Here is a 16469-nt window from a genome sequence, read left to right as displayed (position 1 = left end):
GCCCACCTCGGGTTCTCCATTGCCAAGCCGATTTTGGCGCGGCATGTTCCACGCCCGACCCGAGTTCCATGACCCGCTTCATCCTTTGCGCCTCCATTGCCTGCCTCGCCGCCTCCTGCGCGCCGAATAAGGCCATTTTGATCGAGGCAGCCCCGGAGGTGAAACCGAAGCCGAACAAACCGGCTGGTCCGCAGTCGGAGGAAGTCGTCCCGATGCAGGTGGCCCAAGAACGCAAGGGAATGCGGGTCCGCGACCCCTCCAAGGAACTGCCTGAGGGCAAGGATTTCACGCCGACCGCACCGACGGTGAACAACGCCAACGCCGTGATCGCTTCGCCGCCAGGTGGCACCAAGCCCGCTCCTGCTCCGGCACCCGGGGACAAGCCTAGCGAATGATCACCCGTACCCCGGAAAAAGGCCGGGAGCAGGGGACAAGAACACAGGGAGAAGGGCGGCAGTAGAACGCCGGATAGCCCCAATCCCACGTGGAATAGACCGCCCCGTCCCATGAAGAGCGGCTTCGGCGACGTCCGTCACCGCGCAGGGCCTTGTCCCGGCGTTCCTCACGCGCGACCCACTGGGGAAGCCATGGAGCCGCTGCCTTCTTGGCTTCCGCCGCGCTTTCGACCACTACGACCCGGCCCTTGGAATCATACCAGACCGTGTCCGTGCTTTCCTCCGCAGAGATCAGCCCGGCCATCAGCGGTAGCAGTCCCAGACCTGCTTTCATGCCTCCACTTTGCCCCTCCCCGGAGGCGAATGCAAGGAGTCGGGGTAAAGCCGGGCTTGGCAAGATCCCCCCGGCGTCCTACCCCGGTGCTTCCAAATGCAGCGTCCGCCGAAGAAATTCCACCCGCATCCCTTTGCCTATCATCAGGAAATCGAACTCCGCATCGATGCCCTGAGCAATCTCGGCATCGGCATCGGCCGCATCGATGGCTGGGTGGTTTTTGTTCCCTTCTGCCTGCCGGGCGAACTGGTGAAGGCCCGCGTCTTCCGGAATGACAAGAACTGCTCGCAGGCGGACCTGATCGAGGTGTTGGAAGCCGCACCCGAGCGCACCCAGCCGGGCTGCCCGCTCTTCGGCACCTGTGGCGGCTGCCAGTATCAGCACCTCACCTACGAAGCGCAGCTTGCTTGGAAAACGCGGCAGGTCGGCGAACTTCTTCAGCACATGGCAGGCATCGAGTTCCCCGTGGAGCCCTGCATCGCCTCGCCGCAAGTCTGGAACTACCGCTCGAAAATCACGCCGCATTTCGATCGCCCGCGCGATGGCGTGATCGAAGGCATCGGCTTCCTCCCGATCGGGCGCCGCAGCGGGATCATCGACGTGCCCCAATGCCCGATCGCCATGGCGGAGATCAATGCTGCGCTACCCCGCGAACGGGAATCCATCCGCCAGCGTGCGAAGATGTTCAAGAAGGGTGCCACTCTCCTGCTCCGGGCGACCGAAGGCAAGGTGGAGACGAACCCGAACGCCGTGGTGACCGAGCATGTCGGCGAACTGTCCTTTGATTTCCTAGCCGGCGATTTCTTCCAGAACAATCCCTTCATCCTTCCGGCCTTCACCGGTCACGCCGCGGCGGAAGCCTGCGCGGGCGGAGCCAAATATCTCGTCGATGCCTACTGCGGGTCCGGTCTCTTCGCGCTTACCTTGGCGAAACACTTCGAGAAAGTGGCTGGCGTGGAGGTGAATGAATCCGCCGCCGATTGGGCCCGCCGGAATGCGGAAACGAATGGCATCACGAATGCCACCTTCATGGCCGCCTCCGCCGAAGCGATCTTCGCGGACATCCAATTTCCGGCCACAGAAACGGCCGTGCTCATCGACCCCCCGCGAAAGGGTTGCTCGCCGGAGTTCCTGGAGCAGCTCATCGCCTTCGCGCCGGCGCGTGTGGTGTATGTATCTTGCGATCCCGCGACCCAGGTGCGTGATCTTTCGATTCTCCAGCAGGGCGGTTTCAAGTTGGAGAAAGTGCAGCCTTTCGATCTCTTCCCGCATACTCGCCATCTCGAGTGCGTGATGACGCTCACGCGAGCGTAAACCTTATCATGGCAGTGGAACCCGGAGCGATCATCCCTATTGGAAGAGTCTCCTCTGAAGGAGGAGTTCCGGTCACCTTGTGCAATGAGGAATACCAGCGCTTCCGCTATCGGAGCGCGAGGCCGGCCACCTTGTGTCTCGTTGCGGTCTTTATCTTGTTGAGTCTTCCATCCGAGTGGACCGGTGTTGGCTGGGCACGAGGGGTGTTCTTTGCCGCCATGATGGTATTCGGGATCGTCGATTTCTTCAGGCGGGAGAGCTTCTTTAATGCGATCGCCTGCCCTCACTGCGGAGAGCCAGCTGGTGAACTTGTCCGGCGCGATGGCTTCAACTATACAAGCTGCCGCCATTGCCGGAAGGAGGGCCAGACGGACTTGCGGGTCTCATGGTTCACCGGCCCTGCCTCTCAACGGTGGCCACGCTGACAAGGCCCCGCCGCGATGCCTCTTGAAAGCTCCCGGCAGGCGCATAGGATGCGCGGGATGATGGGCAAGGCTTGCAGACTTCTGTGTGTGTCCGTGCTGGGCTTTCTTGTTCAGGCCTCCGCACAGGACAAGTCACCGGATTACACGACTCCCGAAGACGCGCCTTACACGGCGGAGGAGGTGAAAGTGGAAACCCCCGCGGGACACAGCCTTGCGGGCACGCTCACACTGCCCAAGACAGCCACCCGCGAGAAGCCGGTGGCTGCCGTTATCACGATCACCGGCTCCGGCCCGCAGGATCGCGATGAAGCGATCGGCTTGGAAGGCTTCCGGCCTTTCCGGCAAGTGGCAGATGCCTTGGGCCGCCGCGGGATCGCTGTGCTGCGCATGGATGATCGGGGCACCGGGTCCTCCGGCGGAAGCTTCAAGGGTTCCACCAGTGCCGACTTCGCGGAGGACATTCGGGCTGGTCTGTCCTACCTGCGCTCAAGGCCCGAGGTCCGTGCCGATCGTCTGGGCGTGATCGGTCATAGCGAGGGCGCGGTGATCGCGCCGATGGTTGCAGAAAAGGAACCTGCTCTCCGTGCCATCGTGCTCTTGGCAGGCGTGGCCGAGCCGCCGCGCAGTGCCCTCCATTTCCAGATTAAAAACGGCTACGAGCATGACACCAAGCTCTCTTCCGCCGAGCGTGATGCGCTCATTGCGGACATCCCTGCAAAGATCGACGCCATGATGGCTGAGGATCCGTGGATGAAGTTCTTCCTCAGTCATGACCCCGCGGCCACGATGCGACGGGTGAAGACACCCGTACTGATTCTCACCGGTTCGCGAGACCAACAGGCCCAACCCGAACAGGTGCCACTTCAGGAAGTCGCGTTCAAAGCAGGCGGAAATCCCGACGTCACCGCACGGATTCTTCCGGACCTCAATCATCTCTTCGTCCATGATGACGACGGCTTCCCGCAGAACTACGTGAAGTTGCCGGCTCCGGTCACGATGAGTCAGGAAGCCTTGGACACGATTGCGGATTGGCTTGAGCCCCGGCTTAAATGAAGGCGCATGAACCTGAGCCGGTTGTCCCTTGCGCGGATGAATTGAGGAGACTGTATCCCGATCTTTCGTTGCCGAAGCTCGCGTTGGTTCTTTGCTCGGCTGCAATCGCTGCGGTGTTAGCTTCGTTGGTTGGGAAGTGGATCGGAGCCATCCCCGTCCTTCTGGGCATGGCTTATGTCGGGTCTTTTGTCGTGAAGCAGCAGCGATTCCTGCATGCACTAATCTGTCCGCACTGTGGGCAAGCCGCGGGCGAGACCTTCTCGAAGAACCTGATCATTCACCTTCATTGCCGCCATTGCGGAAAGGACACGCCGACCGATTGCTTGATTGCGGCCATCGGCAGCTACCCTTCGAAGGTGAAACCAAGCGATCTTGCGTAGTACGCCGAGTTTTTTTGGCTGACTCGGCCTTGACCCCCGCTTCCCGCGATGCTTCTTTCCCGCCGCCCGGACGAGACGCGCCGTACCCGGTTAAGGAAAAGACGACGCACCTGAACCCTATTCACGGTGCCTTATGAATCCTTGGCTATTACTCGTACTCGCTGGTCTTCTTGAAATCTGTTGGGCCCTCGGCCTGAAATCGACACAGGGCTTTACCAAGCTCGGGCCCTCGCTCTTTGTCGGCATCTCCTTGATCGCGAGCATGGCCTTGTTGGCCGCAGCGGTGAAGAACCTTCCGATCGGTACTGCCTATGCCGTCTGGGTCGGCATCGGCGTCGCGGGTGCTGCCGTTTTCTCGGTGGCCTTCCTCGGCGAGACGATGTCCCTGCCGCGCGCGATCTTCCTGGGTCTCCTGGTGATTTCGATCGTAGGTCTGAAATTCACCTCGCACTGATTTGATCCCGGGAAATCCCCGGTTGGATGGCCGTTTGGCATCCCCCGTCCCACCCCGGGTCGGAGGATGCCGTAGTCAGCGACAGATCCCCGCAGGGGGGGGGCTGCCGCGACGCGGAGCCAATAGCACAAGGGACATTAGAGAATGATGAGAAAACGATGGATTGCGGGTTCGGGCTCTTGATGCGAATCATTCCCTCAACTCATGCGCCTCCTCGTGATTGAAGATCATCCCGCCTTGCGGGAAGGCATCTGCCAATTCCTCCGGGAAGCCGGCTATCTGGTCGACTCCGAGGAGGGTGGCGAAGAGGGGCTTTGGGCCGCGCAGAATGGCCAGTATGATGCGATCCTTCTCGATCTCATGCTGCCCGGTGTGGATGGGATGAGCATCCTGCGAAAGCTCCGCGCCTTGGACAACCCGGTGCATATTCTCGTGATCAGCGCGCGGGATGGTCTGGATGATCGCTTGGAAGCGCTGGACGCCGGTGCCGATGACTATTTGGTGAAACCCTTTCCCTTGGTTGAGGCTCTGGCCCGGGTGCGGGCTCTCCTGCGCCGCAGCTACGTGAAGAAGTCTCCCCTCATCCGTGTCGCTGATCTGGACGTCGATCCGATCCGCCGCACCGTTGCGAGGGCCGGGCGCGTCATCGAGCTGACCGCATTGGAGTATCGCTTGCTCGAGTACCTCGCTTATCGCGCCGGAGAGGTGGTCCCGCGTGCCGACATCTGGGAGCACGTTTTTGAAGATGGCATGGGTGGCAGCAGCAATGCCGTGGATGTCTACGTAAGCTACCTCCGGAAGAAGCTGAATACGGAGGGCGCACCAGACCTCATCCAGACCCGCCGTGGCCAAGGCTACGTGCTCGAAGCGACCCTGCCATGAGTTCTCCCTCCATCCGGCGTTCGCTGCTTGTCCGTTGCGGGGTCGGCGTGGGAGTCCTGCTCTGTGTGCTTTCGGCCACGGTCTATCTTCTGGTGGAGAGCAGCCTTTACAGTGAGACCGACGAAGCCATCAAGGAGACGGCGGCGCTTTTGGCAAACCAGGTGGAACTGGAAAACGATGCCATCACCTACGAATGGGAAGAGGGGCTCGGCGCGAATCAGACTTTGGTGGCGGGAGCCTTGTTCCAATTCTGGAACGAGAAGACCGGATCCACCAGCCGCTCGCCCGGACTGCGTTGGCGGGATCTGCCGAAGTTCACGGGCGTGGACGGTGCTCCGCTGATGAGGAATATCCAGCTTTCGGACGGCCATCATGCCCGGGCGCTCGGCCTGCGGATCTATCCCTTCGTGCTCGAGGAGGAGGTGGAGGCGATGAAGGCGCGCGGCACCCTGGTAGATCGGAAAACCTTGCCCCAGATCCTCGTGGTGGCGCGTGATGCGGAGCCGGTGCATCGGGCCCTGCAGCATCTGCGCTGGATTCTGATCGGGGGGAGCTTGCTTACCCTAGGGCTCGGGTATGTACTCATTGAGCGCGCGGTAGGCTCTTCCTTGCGACCGATCTACGAACTCTCGGGTCAGGTGCAGGACCGGTCCTCGCATCGTCTCGATGAGCCTTTGGATTTGCCGGAAGACCTGCCTAGTGAGCTGACTGGCCTTGCGACCCACTTCAATCGCTTGCTCTCCAGGGTAGCTGCCATCCGGCAACGCGAGAAGGACTTCATCCGCCATGCGGCGCATGAATTGCGGACTCCCATCGCGGGCTTGCGTGCCACTACCGATCTCGCGCTTTCGCAAAATCGTGATGCCTCCACTTATGCCGCCCACCTGCAGACTTGCCAGAAGTCCGCGGTGGAACTCGGGGAACTGGTGAAACGTCTTTCCGCGCTGGCGCGCATCGGCAGCGATGTGGCTCCCGCGGTGCTGGAGCCCGTCGAATTGATTGGGGCGATCGAAGCCTGTTGGGAGCCTTTCGGCTTGAGGGCGGAGGCGCGGAGCTTGGGTATCCACCTTCTACTTCCCGGAGACCCCCTGACGGCTGTCGCTGACCCCGCGCTTCTCCGCATCATCCTGAACAATCTTTTCGACAACGCGATTTCCTACACCAGTCCTCGCGGAGAGATCTGGATCAAGGTGGTCAAGGCGGATGGACGGGCGGAAATTTCCGTGAGGAACACGACCGGAGAAGAGCCGATCGATACGGAGCGCCTTTTCGAGCCGCTGTTTCGCCGCGAGACCTCCCGTCACGATGCGGGCTCGCATCTGGGTGTGGGACTAACCTTGAGCCTGGAGGCAGCGAAGGCGATGCGAGGAGATCTGCGGGCGCGGAGCGAGAAAGGCGAAATTGAATTCATCCTCTCGGTCCCCGCGTCAGACCGGGACGAAGGATAAATAAACCACTTCATTCCATGAGCTGGATTGTATGGGCCTTGCTCTCCGCGTTCTTCGCCGGAGTCACCGCCGTCCTCGCGAAGGCGGGCGTGGCAAACCTCGATCCGAATCTCGCCATCGCGGTACGCACCAGCGTGGTACTGGTCCTTGTCTGGAGCCTCGCGTTCGCAACGGCGAAGCCGTCGGCCGTGCTGGAAATTCCCCGGCAAGCATGGCTTCCGCTCGTTTTGTCAGGCTTGGCGACAGGCGCGTCGTGGCTGTGCTATTTCCATGCGTTGAAACTCGGGGAGGTTTCCCGTGTCGCTGCTCTCGACAAGCTGGGCGTGGTTTTCGCGATCCTTCTCGCGGTGGTCTTTCTCAAGGAACGTCTGGGCTGGCAGCAGGCCGCGGGTGCCTTGCTTATCGTGACAGGGGCGCTTGTGTTGGCTTGGCCTCGGCACTGATCTGAAAATTTCCGCATAAATTTCCGCGGCTCACCGGATTCTCATCTTCGGCCTGCTAAGCGATAGCCACGATGAGTTTACCTGCCACGCCTCGCAGCCGCATGGGATGGTTGCTGGGCTTTCTCTTGATTGCCCGCGTGCTTTTGCTGGTGGTGGCTCCGCATACGGATCCTTCCGAATCCCGCTATGCGGAGATCGCGCGGAAGATGGTGGAGACGGGAGACTGGATCACACCGCAGTTCGACTATGGGGTGCCATTCTGGGCGAAACCACCGCTCTCGATCTGGATGTCCGCCCTGGGCATCGCGCTTTTCGGGGTGAATGAATTCGGTTCGCGGATCTTTCTTTTTGTGGCGGCGCTGATGGTTCTCCTTCTGGTGTCGCGAGCCGCGAGACGGGAACTCGGCCGGAATGCTTCAGTCGCGGCACCCGCCTTCCTCATGGGAATGCCGTTGTTCTTCTTCTGCTCGGCCGCGGTGATGACGGATATCGCGTTGCTGCTTGGGACGACGCTTTCGATGGTGTGCTTCCGTGAAGCGCTTCGCAGTGGATCACGATGGAGCGGCTACGGATTCTTTGCAGGGCTGGCCATCGGGCTGTTGGCGAAGGGGCCGCTTGCCTTGGTGATCGTGCTGCCGCCCCTGGCGGGCTGGGTGTTTCTCACGCGCAGCATCTGGAGGACATGGGAGAAGATTCCTTGGATCACAGGCGTCTTGCTGATGCTGGCCTTGTCGGTGCCATGGTATGTGGCGGCGGAGAGGAAGACCCCGGGCTTTATCGAGTACTTCCTGATCGGCGAGCATTGGAAGCGATTTACGGTGCGTGGCTGGCAGGGGGATCTTTACGGGAATGCCCATCCCGTGACGCCGGGAATGATCTGGGTATATCTGGCGCTCGGATCGGCTCCCTGGTGCCTTGGGCTGCTGGGCTTGCTTCCCTTCCGCTGGCAGCGTTTCCGGTTGTGGGCGATGGATCAGGATGCCCGCGGGCTTTACTGGGTGCTGTGGCTGCTCTGGCCGGTCGCGTTCTTCACTTCCGCCCGGAACATCATCGCGACTTATCCGCTTCCCGCATTGCCGGCACTGGCCCTTTTGCTTGCAGGTATTCCTCCCCAGGAGGGAGGTCTTCCTTTCTGGAAACGCTTTCATCCTGCCGGCCGGCTGGTCGTTGGCATGGGGGTCGTCCTCGTCTGCTGGGCCATCGTGGTCACCGTCATCGCTCCCTCGCATTCACCGAAGCATTCGGAGAGATCCCTGGTGCAACGTTTCAAAAAGGAACGGAAGGCGGGCGATTTGCTCATCTACTATGGTCCCCGTAAATATTCCGCGGAGTTCTACACGGATGGTTCGGTGTTGAGCACCACCTCGGCGAATGAACTGCTGGCTGCGATGGATGCTCCGGGACGCTGTTTCGTGGCACTGCCTTCCTGGTGGATGACCATGGTTCCCGCGCCCGTGAAAAGGCGGCTCAAACTGGTAGGAAGCTGGGGCTCCGGCCCATCCCTCTATCTGGAACGCACCGATATGCCGGACATGGCCGGCATCGATCCTTCGAAGACGTCACCCATTGGAAACTGACATGAAGCCATCGACATTGGCCGTGGCCGGCCTTCCCCTCACGGTTCGGCCCTCCATCACTTGCGTGGTACCCGCATTTAACGAGAAGGATGGCATCGCCGCCTTTCTCACGGGGCTGTGCGAACATCTTTCCGCGCTGACGGAACATTACGACGTGATCGTGGTGGACGACGGCAGCCGCGACGGGACCGGTCTGGAAGTGATCGCCGCTTCCGGCGGATTGCCAGTACGCCTGCTTTCGCTCTCCCGGAATTTCGGCAAGGAGTCCGCGATCAGCGCGGGACTGGACGAAGCTGGCGGCGAGGTGGTGGTCATCATCGATGCCGATTTCCAACAGCCTTTCCATGTCATCGACGAATTCATCAGGAAGTGGCAACAGGGCTATGACATGGTTTACGGCTTGCGGACGAACCGTGATACCGATCCGCCCTTGCGCCGCTTTCTGAGCCGCATGTTCTACAAGACGCTTAGCCGATGGTCTTCCGTGGATATCCCCGCGGATGCAGGCGACTTCCGCCTTCTGGATCGCAGGGTGGTGAAAGCCTTGAAGGATCTCCCGGAACGCAGCCGCTTCATGAAGGGCCTCTATAACTGGGTGGGCTTCCGTTCGGTGGCAGTGCCCTTCGTCTACGGAGAAAGAAGGGAGGGGAAATCGAAGTTCAATTTCCCGCGGCTCTTCGATCTCGCGATGACCGGCTTGACCTCGTTTTCCGCCTTTCCGCTTCGCCTGTGGGTCGCGGCGGGCACGATGATTTCCAGCGGTTCGATCCTCTATGCGGGATGGATCATCCTCAGGACGCTTACACAGGGGAGCCACGTGCCGGGATGGGCTTCTCTGGCGGTGGCCGTGAGCTTTCTCGGCGGTGTGCAGCTGCTTTCGATCGGGATATTGGGTGAATACGTCGCGCGGATCTTTACCGAGGTGAAGGGACGCCCGAATTACGTGGTCGCGGAGCGCCACGGCTTCACGGCAGAGACACGGGACTCGTGACCTCTTTGCTCTTCAGATTTTTCCGTTTCGGTTGTGTGGGTGCCGCCGCTTCGCTCGTGCATCTGGGCGTGGTGGCGGCACTCGTTCCGCTGGGGCTGCCGCCGGCAGGGGCAAACGTGCTGGCATTCCTGGCGGCCTTTCAAGTGAGCTACTATGGTCATCGTGGCTGGACTTTCCGTCATCCCGGCGGGGCAGCTACCTATGCTCGGATGTTTGTCGTCGCCCTAGGCACCTTTTCCTTCAATGAGGCGGCCTATCTCTGGATGCTGCATCATGTCGCGCTCGACTATCGGATCAGCCTCGCCCTTGTTCTGGGCGTGCAGGCGATCCTTACCTTTGTCTTGGCCCGCACATGGGTCTTCCAAGGCGCAAGCAGCCAGTAGGGTGCGTCGCTTGGTCCGCCCGAGGTGAGGGGATGGCTCAATCGGCTGCGGTAAAATGGATGGCGCGGGGCGGCGATCGATTTTCGCTAGCGCCGCCCTTTGCGCACTTTCCCGACAAACTTCTCCATCGCATGTTGCTGGCGCTCGATTTCCGCGACGAGCTTCAGCTGGGTTCGGGCGCGATCGAGATTGTGTCCTTCGCGATGGGTTTTGAAATAAACGTCGCCTTCGAGGAAGTCCGTGAGGAAACGGATACCCGTCTCCATGGTGATCAGCTTGCCGCTGAAGGCGAGATGCTCGGCCTCCGCATCGTTGATGAAATCGGAACTGGCATCCAAGTAGCCATCGACCAGCGCTTCGAACATCGGCATCTGCATCACGACCTTCGAAAGATCCTGCTCGTCTTCTGCCGCCGGACTGGTGGCGGTGCGGATCAGATCACCAAAGTCGTAAAGCGAAGCCCCCGGCATCACCGTGTCCAGATCGATCACACAGACCGCTTCATCGGAATCAGCGTCGATCATCACGTTGTTGATCTTCGTGTCATTGTGCGTGATGCGGGTCGGGATCGCGTGGGTGGCCAGGAGATCCAACACCACGTCCACATCCCTTTCACGCTGGCGCACGAACTCCAGCTCCTCGCCGACCGAACCGGCACGGCCATGTGGATCGGCATCGGCCATCTTCATCAGCCGCTCGAAGCGCTTCCGGGTGTGGTGGAAATCCGGGATGGTTTCCTCGATCTCGCTCGGGGGCAGGTCGCTCACCAGGTCTTGGAAGGATCCGAAGGCCCGCGCGGCTTGGTAGGCCTGACGTGTATTCTCGATGATGTCGTAGGTCACGCAGCCCTCGATCGAATTGTAGCAGCGCCACACTCCGCCATTTGGTCCGATGACCCAGGACTTGCCACCACGCCCCGGATAGAGGTTCAGCGTCTGCCCGCCGAGGTCCTTCTTCACGCGCAGGACCTTCCAGTTGATATGACGGGTCACGCACTCCACGTTCCGCATCACCGCCACCGGGTCTTTGAAAACCCGCTCGTTGATCCGTTGCAGGATGTAGCGCTGGCGGTCGCCGTCGGCGGTCTCGAAGGTCGCCCGATAGGTCGAATTGATGTGGCCGCTCTCGATCTCCTCCCCATCGACGAAGTCCCCTTGGATCGCAAATTGATTGGCAATATGGGCGATGGATGCCTGCAAGGAGGCATCGACTGGGCGGACAGGAGAAGTAGCGGGAACCATCTTGCTCAGCTTTTCGGGCGGAAAACGAGCCTAAGTAGCAGCACTTGCTTGGGAAGACAAACTTGAAATCCCATCCGCGGGGCTGCTCACTTCGGCGCGGTGACTCCGGCCATTCCCTTCAGCTACCCCGGCATCGAGGCCGACGTCCAGCGCCTCGGCGACCTTCTCAGGATGGCATTTCGCACGGCGGGCTGGGTCGCTCCGGAGAAACCCGCGATCCTGAATCTTGCCTGTGGCCGGGCGGACGAAACCGGGGTGCTTTTGACTGCCGCTGCTCCCTTCGCAAAAGAGTTGTTCTATCTCGGCATCGACCTCCGCCCGGTGGAGGCCGCCGAGGGCAAGGCCCGCTGGGTTCCCGCTGCCCCGCCGGGATGGCAGCTCGATTTCCGCGCGGGCGACGCCTCACGCACCGACCGGATGAAGCAGCTCCCGCCCTTTGATCTCGTCTTCATCCGTCACCAGAACTACTGGCATGACCCCGGGACTTGGCTGGTGCTCTTCCGGAATGCCCTCGGCTGCCTGAAGCCGGGTGGCCTAATGGTCATCACCTCCTACTTCGATCGCGAGCATGAGCTGGCGATGGCCTGCCTGCAGGAATGCGGGGCGACCAAGCTCGCGGATATCCATCATCCGGATGCTAGGGCGCTACCGGATGCGCCAAGTAAGTCGGTGGACCGGCGGATGGGAGTATTCCGTATATGAAAAGAGGCACGGGATCTCTCCAGTGCCTCTTCTAAGATGTCCCGCTGCTCGATTACTGCTGCACTAGGGCGAACTTCAGTTCCGCCTCGGAGGCCACTTCGCCACCGACAAGGCAGCGGCACTTGGTCTGGCCGATGGAGCCGCGGATCTTCATGACTTCCGCTTCGATGTAGAGCGTGTCGCCGGGCAGTACCGGGCGGCGCCACTTCACATCGTCGGCGCTCATGAAATAGCCGATCTTTCCAGCGTTCTCCGGCTTGCGGAGCATCAGCACGCTGGAGACCTGCGCCATCGCTTCGAGCTGCAGCACGCCCGGCATGATCGGGTGGCCTGGGAAGTGACCGATGAAGTAAGGCTCGTTGATGGTGACGTTCTTCACGCCGGTGCACTTCGAGTCGCCTACCATGTCGATGATGCGGTCCACCATCAGGAAAGGATAGCGGTGCGGCAGGATCTTGAGGACGTCATTGATGTCCAGGACGGTCTCGCCGGTGGGAAGCTGGAAGGGTGCGGCGAGCGAGCGCACGCGGTTGTATTCGCGCTTGAGCGTCGCGGCGAGTTTCGAGTTCGGACCGTGGCCCGGTTTCACGGCGATGACGTGGCCGAGGATGCGCTTGCCGCTCAGGATCAGGTCGCCGATCACATCGAGCGCCTTGTGGCGGGCGAATTCATTCGTGAAGCGCAGCGGCTCCTTGGTCATGACCTGCTCGCCACGGATGACGATCGCGCTTTCGAGCGAGCCGCCCTTGATGAGGCCTTTGTCGAGCAGGGGCTTCACATCCTCGTAGTAAACAAAGGTGCGCGCCGGAGCGATTTCCTTCTCGTAGGTCTCGGGATTGACCTCGGAGGAGAAATACTGGGTGAAGCGACCGTCCGGACCGACATTCGTGACGGACACGCGGAAGGTCTTGCTCGGTACGATGGTGATCAGGGTGCCATCGCCGCTTTCCTGATGGATCGGCTCGCGGATTTCCCAGACTTTCCGCAGGGCATCCTGCTTGGCGATGCCGGCCTTCTTGATCAGCTCGACGAAAGGACGGGCCGAACCATCACCGATCGGCGGCTCGTTCGCGTCCATCTCGATGATCGCATTGTCGATGCCCATGCCGGTGAGGGCGGAGAGGACATGCTCGACCGTGTGCACTTTGACCGAGCCCTCGGCGATGGTGGTCGCGCGTTCGACGGTCTGAACCTTGTCGGCATCGGCATCGATGAAAGGCTGGTCCGGCAGATCGACGCGGCGGAACTTGAAGCCATGGTCGGCGGGAGCGGGCTTCAGGGTCAGGGTGACCTTGGCCCCGGTGTGGAGAGAGGTCCCTTCAAGGGTGGCGGCGGTGGCAAGGGTGTGCTGCGCGTCGGCGGACATGGAGGGGAAGTAGCGGGTAGCAGGTAGCAGCTTGGCAAGGGCAAACCGTCGATAAAACGCTAGCTCCCAGCGTCTTTTCCCTCGCTACCGCCCGGCTGCTGCCTGCTACTCCAACGCCGTGCGGGCAGAGTGCGACTTCAAGGTGATCGACGAATCGGATGACTGGATCGTCGTCGAGAAGCCCGCGCCCCTCGCCGTCCATCCTGCAAATGGCAAGGTCGAGCCGACCCTGCTGGGCGGCCTGGAAGAACTGCTCATCTATGAGCGGGCGAATGGCGCTCGGCTTTCGATCCTGACCCGCTTGGACCGCGAAACCAGCGGGCTCGTGCTGGTGGCGAAGAATGCCACGGCGGCCCGCCACTTCTCCTTCCAGTTCCAGGATAGGATGGTGCAGAAGGAATATCTCGCGATCGTCCACGGCTGGCCGGAATGGGACGAACTCCGGGTGGAAGCTTCGATTATCAGAGGCGGTGGGGCCATCTGGCTACGGCAGGTGGTCGATCCAAGCGGACGGGATTGCGTGACGGCATTCCGGGTCGAGGGGCGTTTCTCCAATGCCCTTGGCCAATTCGCGGTGCTGCGCTGTTTCCCGGAAACCGGGCGGATGCATCAGATCCGTGTCCATCTCGAGCACGCCGGATACCCCTTGGTGGGCGACAAGATTTATGGAACTGACGGAAGCCCCTATCTGGAGCAGATCTCAGGCGGCTTGTCCGATGTCTCCGCGGCCCGCCTGATCTTGCCGCGTCATGCCCTGCATGCCTGCCTGCTGGCGGTGGAGTGGGAGGGAAAGCGGATCGAATGGCGATCGCAACTACCAGCGGATCTTGCCGCCTTCGCAGGAAATGCCCGATAAGGCATTGGCTAAATCGCGCTTCCCGTTTCAGTTTCCAGTATGGTCAGCCTGCAGGAGATCGTCACGTATCTGGATGAAGAATTGAGAATCGGGGACATTCCCGACTACTCCGGCGCGGTCAATGGCCTGCAGCTTGAGAATGGCGGCACGGTCACCAAGGTCGCTGCGGCCGTGGATGCCTCGCTCTCCGTGGTCCAAGCTGCCGTAGCCGAGGGCGCGGATCTGCTCGTCGTTCATCACGGGATGTTCTGGCAGGGCACGCAGCCGCTGACCCGTGCATTCTATAAGAAGATCAAGACTGCCATGGATGGCGGCCTTGCCATCTATTCGGCTCATCTTCCTTTGGACGTTCACCCCGTGCTGGGAAACAACGCCCTTCTCATGAGCGCCCTTGGCTTCGAGCCGAGCGGCAGCTTCATGGATTACAAGGGGCTCAAGGTGGGCCTGACGGTAGAGACGGTGATTTCTAGGGACGAGCTTGTGAGAAGGGTGGTGGCCTCCGTAGGTGGTCCCGTTCATCTATCCCCGGGTGGACCGGAAGACATTAGAAAGATAGGGGTCGTCACGGGTGGCGCGGGTTCGGAGATTGCGATCTGCACGCGGGAGGGGATTGATACTTTCATCACCGGCGAAGGTCCGCATTGGAGCTATCCCTTGGCGGAAGAGCTGGGCGTAAACCTTCTCTACGCGGGGCATTACGCCACGGAGACCTTTGGGGTGAAGGCGCTCGCCGAACGGCTGAGTCGCGTTTTCGGGCTCGCCACCGCGTTCATTGATCGCCCGACAGGTCTGTAGCCGGCAGTCCGGGAGGTCTCGGCAGGACTCGGGACCCCAGCCAGCCTAGCGACATGCCGCCCGCCATCCCGCAGATGCAATAGAAGGGGAAAAAGATAAGGGCGATCGGCGCGTTGGCGTCCGGGGTTGCTCCCGGGGAGTAGTAGGGGAACCAGAAAACGGTATAGAGAAAGACTGTCAGCCCGAGGACCCCGAGCAGGCCTCCAAGTGAGAGCCAGGCCAAGCGCGCTGGAGGAAGCCTGCGCATCATGATACAGATTATCGCGAGAGCGATGAAGGGAACGAATCCGAGGATGAACTGGGGCGGGGAGTCCGTGGCATATTCATTCAGGATCTTCCGCGCCGTTTGTGCGGGCGGAGTGTGAGCCACGAAGAGATCGAGGCAGAAACGGATTGTCCTAGGTGCGATCAACCCGGCAGCCAATCCACAGAAGGCCCAAGTTAGGGCATGGTGGTGCTGCGGGTCATGGGATTTTTTCTGCTACCTTGGCCTTGCTCGCAAGAGTGGAGGCCCCGAGGTTCCGGGATTCCCATGGAGCGTCTGACTGCCCCATTTTTCGAGCGCCACCCCGTTACTTGCTCACGGGAACTCATCGGCTGCCTGTTCCAATGGAAAGGCTGCTCCGGCCGGATTGTGGAAACGGAGGCCTATACCGCGGAGGGGGATCCCGCATGCCATACCTTTTTCCGGCCCGGTGCCAGGCGCTTTGTTGAAGAGCATGCCGTGGGGACTGCTTATGTGTACCTCAACTACGGCGTGCACTGGCTCTTCAACATCTTGGTCAAAGGCCCCGGGGGCGCCGGCTTCGTGCTTTTCCGCGCCTTGGAACCTGTCTGCGGGATAGAGACCATGATGGAGAGGCGCGGCAGGATGGACCCGCGCCATCTATGTTCGGGGCCAGGCAAGCTCACAAAATCGCTTGGAATTACGGGCGCAAACCACGGCACGGCATTTCTGGACGGGCCAGAAACCGGAATTTTCCGAGGCAGCAACCTGGGAGTGGTCGAAGGGGAGAGGATCGGAATTTCGCGAGCGAGGGAGCTCCCGTGGCGGTTCCACGAGAGGGGCAATGCCCACGTCAGCCGCTGACGCGGGTTGGTACGGGTGATGGGAATCGAACCCACGCCTCAAGCTTGGGAAGCTCGCGTTCTACCATTGAACTACACCCGCCTGTCGGAGAGACGGCGGGGAGCTATCTCGCATTGGCTTTCAATGCAATGCAAAATGATGAATTTTCAGACCCTCCGTGATTAGGGGGGATACCTGAAAAGTCCGTGAAATCGCGTAAAAAGAGCTTGCGGGTCTTTCCCAACGCCTGTTAGCTTTCGCCCGACTTCGCGGGTATAGCTTAGTGGTAAAGCTCTAGCCTTCCAAGCTAGCTATGTGGGTTCGATTCCCACTACCCGCTTATTTTCGATCTTGCCAGGAC

At 60.9% G+C, this 16469-nt stretch carries 18 protein-coding genes, 2 tRNA genes and 1 riboswitch; of the genes, 15 read left to right on the top strand and 5 right to left on the bottom strand.

Features of this window, described 5'->3' with window-relative positions:
- Window positions 1-68 precede the first annotated feature (68 nt).
- Window positions 69-395, top strand: a complete 327-nt coding sequence (locus tag HHL09_RS10360) for a hypothetical protein (protein WP_169454571.1) — start codon at window positions 69-71, stop codon at window positions 393-395.
- Here HHL09_RS10360 and HHL09_RS10355 read toward each other — a convergent pair.
- Entirely contained in the window at window positions 385-729 is a 345-nt protein-coding gene (locus tag HHL09_RS10355) for a hypothetical protein (protein WP_169454570.1), read from the bottom strand. The genes HHL09_RS10360 and HHL09_RS10355 overlap by 11 nt on opposite strands.
- Window positions 730-825: 96 nt before the next feature.
- Between HHL09_RS10355 and HHL09_RS10350 the strand changes: the two genes are divergently transcribed.
- The 9 genes from HHL09_RS10350 to HHL09_RS10310 all read left to right on the top strand — a co-directional run bounded on the left by HHL09_RS10350 (window position 826) and on the right by HHL09_RS10310 (window position 10079).
- Window positions 826-2043, top strand: coding sequence for a class I SAM-dependent RNA methyltransferase (locus HHL09_RS10350; RefSeq protein WP_169454569.1), 1218 nt, complete (start codon window positions 826-828; stop codon window positions 2041-2043).
- A 512-nt stretch (window positions 2044-2555) separates the two neighbouring features.
- Entirely contained in the window at window positions 2556-3521 is a 966-nt protein-coding gene (locus HHL09_RS10345; protein ID WP_169454568.1) for an alpha/beta hydrolase family protein, read from the top strand.
- A 425-nt stretch (window positions 3522-3946) separates the two neighbouring features.
- Window positions 3947-4012, top strand: a riboswitch (guanidine-III (ykkC-III) riboswitch).
- A 22-nt stretch (window positions 4013-4034) separates the two neighbouring features.
- Window positions 4035-4355, top strand: coding sequence for a DMT family transporter (locus tag HHL09_RS10340; protein WP_169454567.1), 321 nt, complete (start codon window positions 4035-4037; stop codon window positions 4353-4355).
- Window positions 4356-4559: 204 nt separating this feature from the next.
- Window positions 4560-5237 carry a response regulator transcription factor gene (locus tag HHL09_RS10335; RefSeq protein ID WP_169454566.1) on the top strand — a complete coding sequence of 226 codons (678 nt, stop codon included), beginning with the start codon at window positions 4560-4562 and terminating at the stop codon, window positions 5235-5237.
- The gene (locus HHL09_RS10330; RefSeq protein WP_169454565.1) at window positions 5234-6685 is read left to right on the top strand and encodes a sensor histidine kinase; all 1452 of its coding nucleotides are present in this window, start codon (window positions 5234-5236) and stop codon (window positions 6683-6685) included. The genes HHL09_RS10335 and HHL09_RS10330 overlap by 4 nt, the downstream gene beginning before the upstream one ends.
- A gap of 17 nt (window positions 6686-6702) precedes the next feature.
- Window positions 6703-7128 (top strand): EamA family transporter, encoded by a 426-nt coding sequence (locus tag HHL09_RS10325; RefSeq protein WP_169454564.1) that lies wholly within the window; start codon window positions 6703-6705, stop codon window positions 7126-7128.
- A gap of 71 nt (window positions 7129-7199) precedes the next feature.
- A complete protein-coding gene (locus HHL09_RS10320) occupies window positions 7200-8705 on the top strand; it encodes an ArnT family glycosyltransferase (RefSeq protein WP_169454563.1) in 1506 nt (501 codons plus the stop codon).
- Window position 8706: 1 nt separating this feature from the next.
- Window positions 8707-9696: a glycosyltransferase family 2 protein gene (locus HHL09_RS10315; protein ID WP_169454562.1), complete on the top strand. Its 990-nt coding sequence runs from the start codon at window positions 8707-8709 to the stop codon at window positions 9694-9696.
- Entirely contained in the window at window positions 9693-10079 is a 387-nt protein-coding gene (locus HHL09_RS10310; protein WP_205761018.1) for a GtrA family protein, read from the top strand. The genes HHL09_RS10315 and HHL09_RS10310 overlap by 4 nt, the downstream gene beginning before the upstream one ends.
- 86 nt (window positions 10080-10165) lie before the next feature.
- On the opposite strand, the gene HHL09_RS10305 is transcribed toward HHL09_RS10310, so the two are convergent.
- Window positions 10166-11320: a phosphotransferase enzyme family protein gene (locus HHL09_RS10305; RefSeq protein ID WP_169454561.1), complete on the bottom strand. Its 1155-nt coding sequence runs from the start codon at window positions 11318-11320 to the stop codon at window positions 10166-10168.
- A 99-nt stretch (window positions 11321-11419) separates the two neighbouring features.
- Here HHL09_RS10305 and HHL09_RS10300 point away from each other — a divergent pair, with 99 nt between their 5' ends.
- Entirely contained in the window at window positions 11420-12022 is a 603-nt protein-coding gene (locus tag HHL09_RS10300) for a class I SAM-dependent methyltransferase (protein ID WP_169454560.1), read from the top strand.
- Window positions 12023-12074: 52 nt separating this feature from the next.
- On the opposite strand, the gene HHL09_RS10295 is transcribed toward HHL09_RS10300, so the two are convergent.
- Complete coding sequence (locus tag HHL09_RS10295; protein WP_169454559.1) at window positions 12075-13388, bottom strand: bifunctional UDP-3-O-[3-hydroxymyristoyl] N-acetylglucosamine deacetylase/3-hydroxyacyl-ACP dehydratase; 1314 nt, start codon at window positions 13386-13388, stop codon at window positions 12075-12077.
- A 142-nt stretch (window positions 13389-13530) separates the two neighbouring features.
- Here HHL09_RS10295 and HHL09_RS10290 point away from each other — a divergent pair, with 142 nt between their 5' ends.
- Together HHL09_RS10290 and HHL09_RS10285 are read left to right on the top strand one after the other, a co-directional pair.
- Window positions 13531-14244 (top strand): RluA family pseudouridine synthase, encoded by a 714-nt coding sequence (locus HHL09_RS10290; protein WP_205761017.1) that lies wholly within the window; start codon window positions 13531-13533, stop codon window positions 14242-14244.
- 39 nt (window positions 14245-14283) lie between these two features.
- Window positions 14284-15039: a Nif3-like dinuclear metal center hexameric protein gene (locus HHL09_RS10285; RefSeq protein ID WP_169454557.1), complete on the top strand. Its 756-nt coding sequence runs from the start codon at window positions 14284-14286 to the stop codon at window positions 15037-15039.
- Here HHL09_RS10285 and HHL09_RS10280 read toward each other — a convergent pair.
- Complete coding sequence (locus HHL09_RS10280) at window positions 15014-15409, bottom strand: hypothetical protein (protein ID WP_169454556.1); 396 nt, start codon at window positions 15407-15409, stop codon at window positions 15014-15016. The genes HHL09_RS10285 and HHL09_RS10280 overlap by 26 nt on opposite strands.
- A gap of 78 nt (window positions 15410-15487) precedes the next feature.
- On the opposite strand from HHL09_RS10280, the gene HHL09_RS26840 reads away from it, so the two are divergent.
- Window positions 15488-16129, top strand: coding sequence for a DNA-3-methyladenine glycosylase (locus HHL09_RS26840; RefSeq protein WP_169454555.1), 642 nt, complete (start codon window positions 15488-15490; stop codon window positions 16127-16129).
- Between the two features lie 7 nt (window positions 16130-16136).
- On the opposite strand, the gene HHL09_RS10270 is transcribed toward HHL09_RS26840, so the two are convergent.
- Window positions 16137-16210: transfer RNA gene (locus tag HHL09_RS10270), tRNA-Gly, on the bottom strand.
- A gap of 167 nt (window positions 16211-16377) precedes the next feature.
- On the opposite strand from HHL09_RS10270, the gene HHL09_RS10265 reads away from it, so the two are divergent.
- A tRNA-Gly gene (locus HHL09_RS10265) sits at window positions 16378-16448 on the top strand.
- The last annotated feature ends 21 nt before the right edge of the window (window positions 16449-16469 follow it).

The sequence above is a fragment of the Luteolibacter luteus genome, assembly GCF_012913485.1.
Taxonomy (GTDB): Bacteria; Verrucomicrobiota; Verrucomicrobiia; order Verrucomicrobiales; family Akkermansiaceae; genus Haloferula; species Haloferula lutea.
Note: the sequence above shows the minus strand (reverse complement) of the source record. Positions and strands in the feature narration are given on the sequence as shown.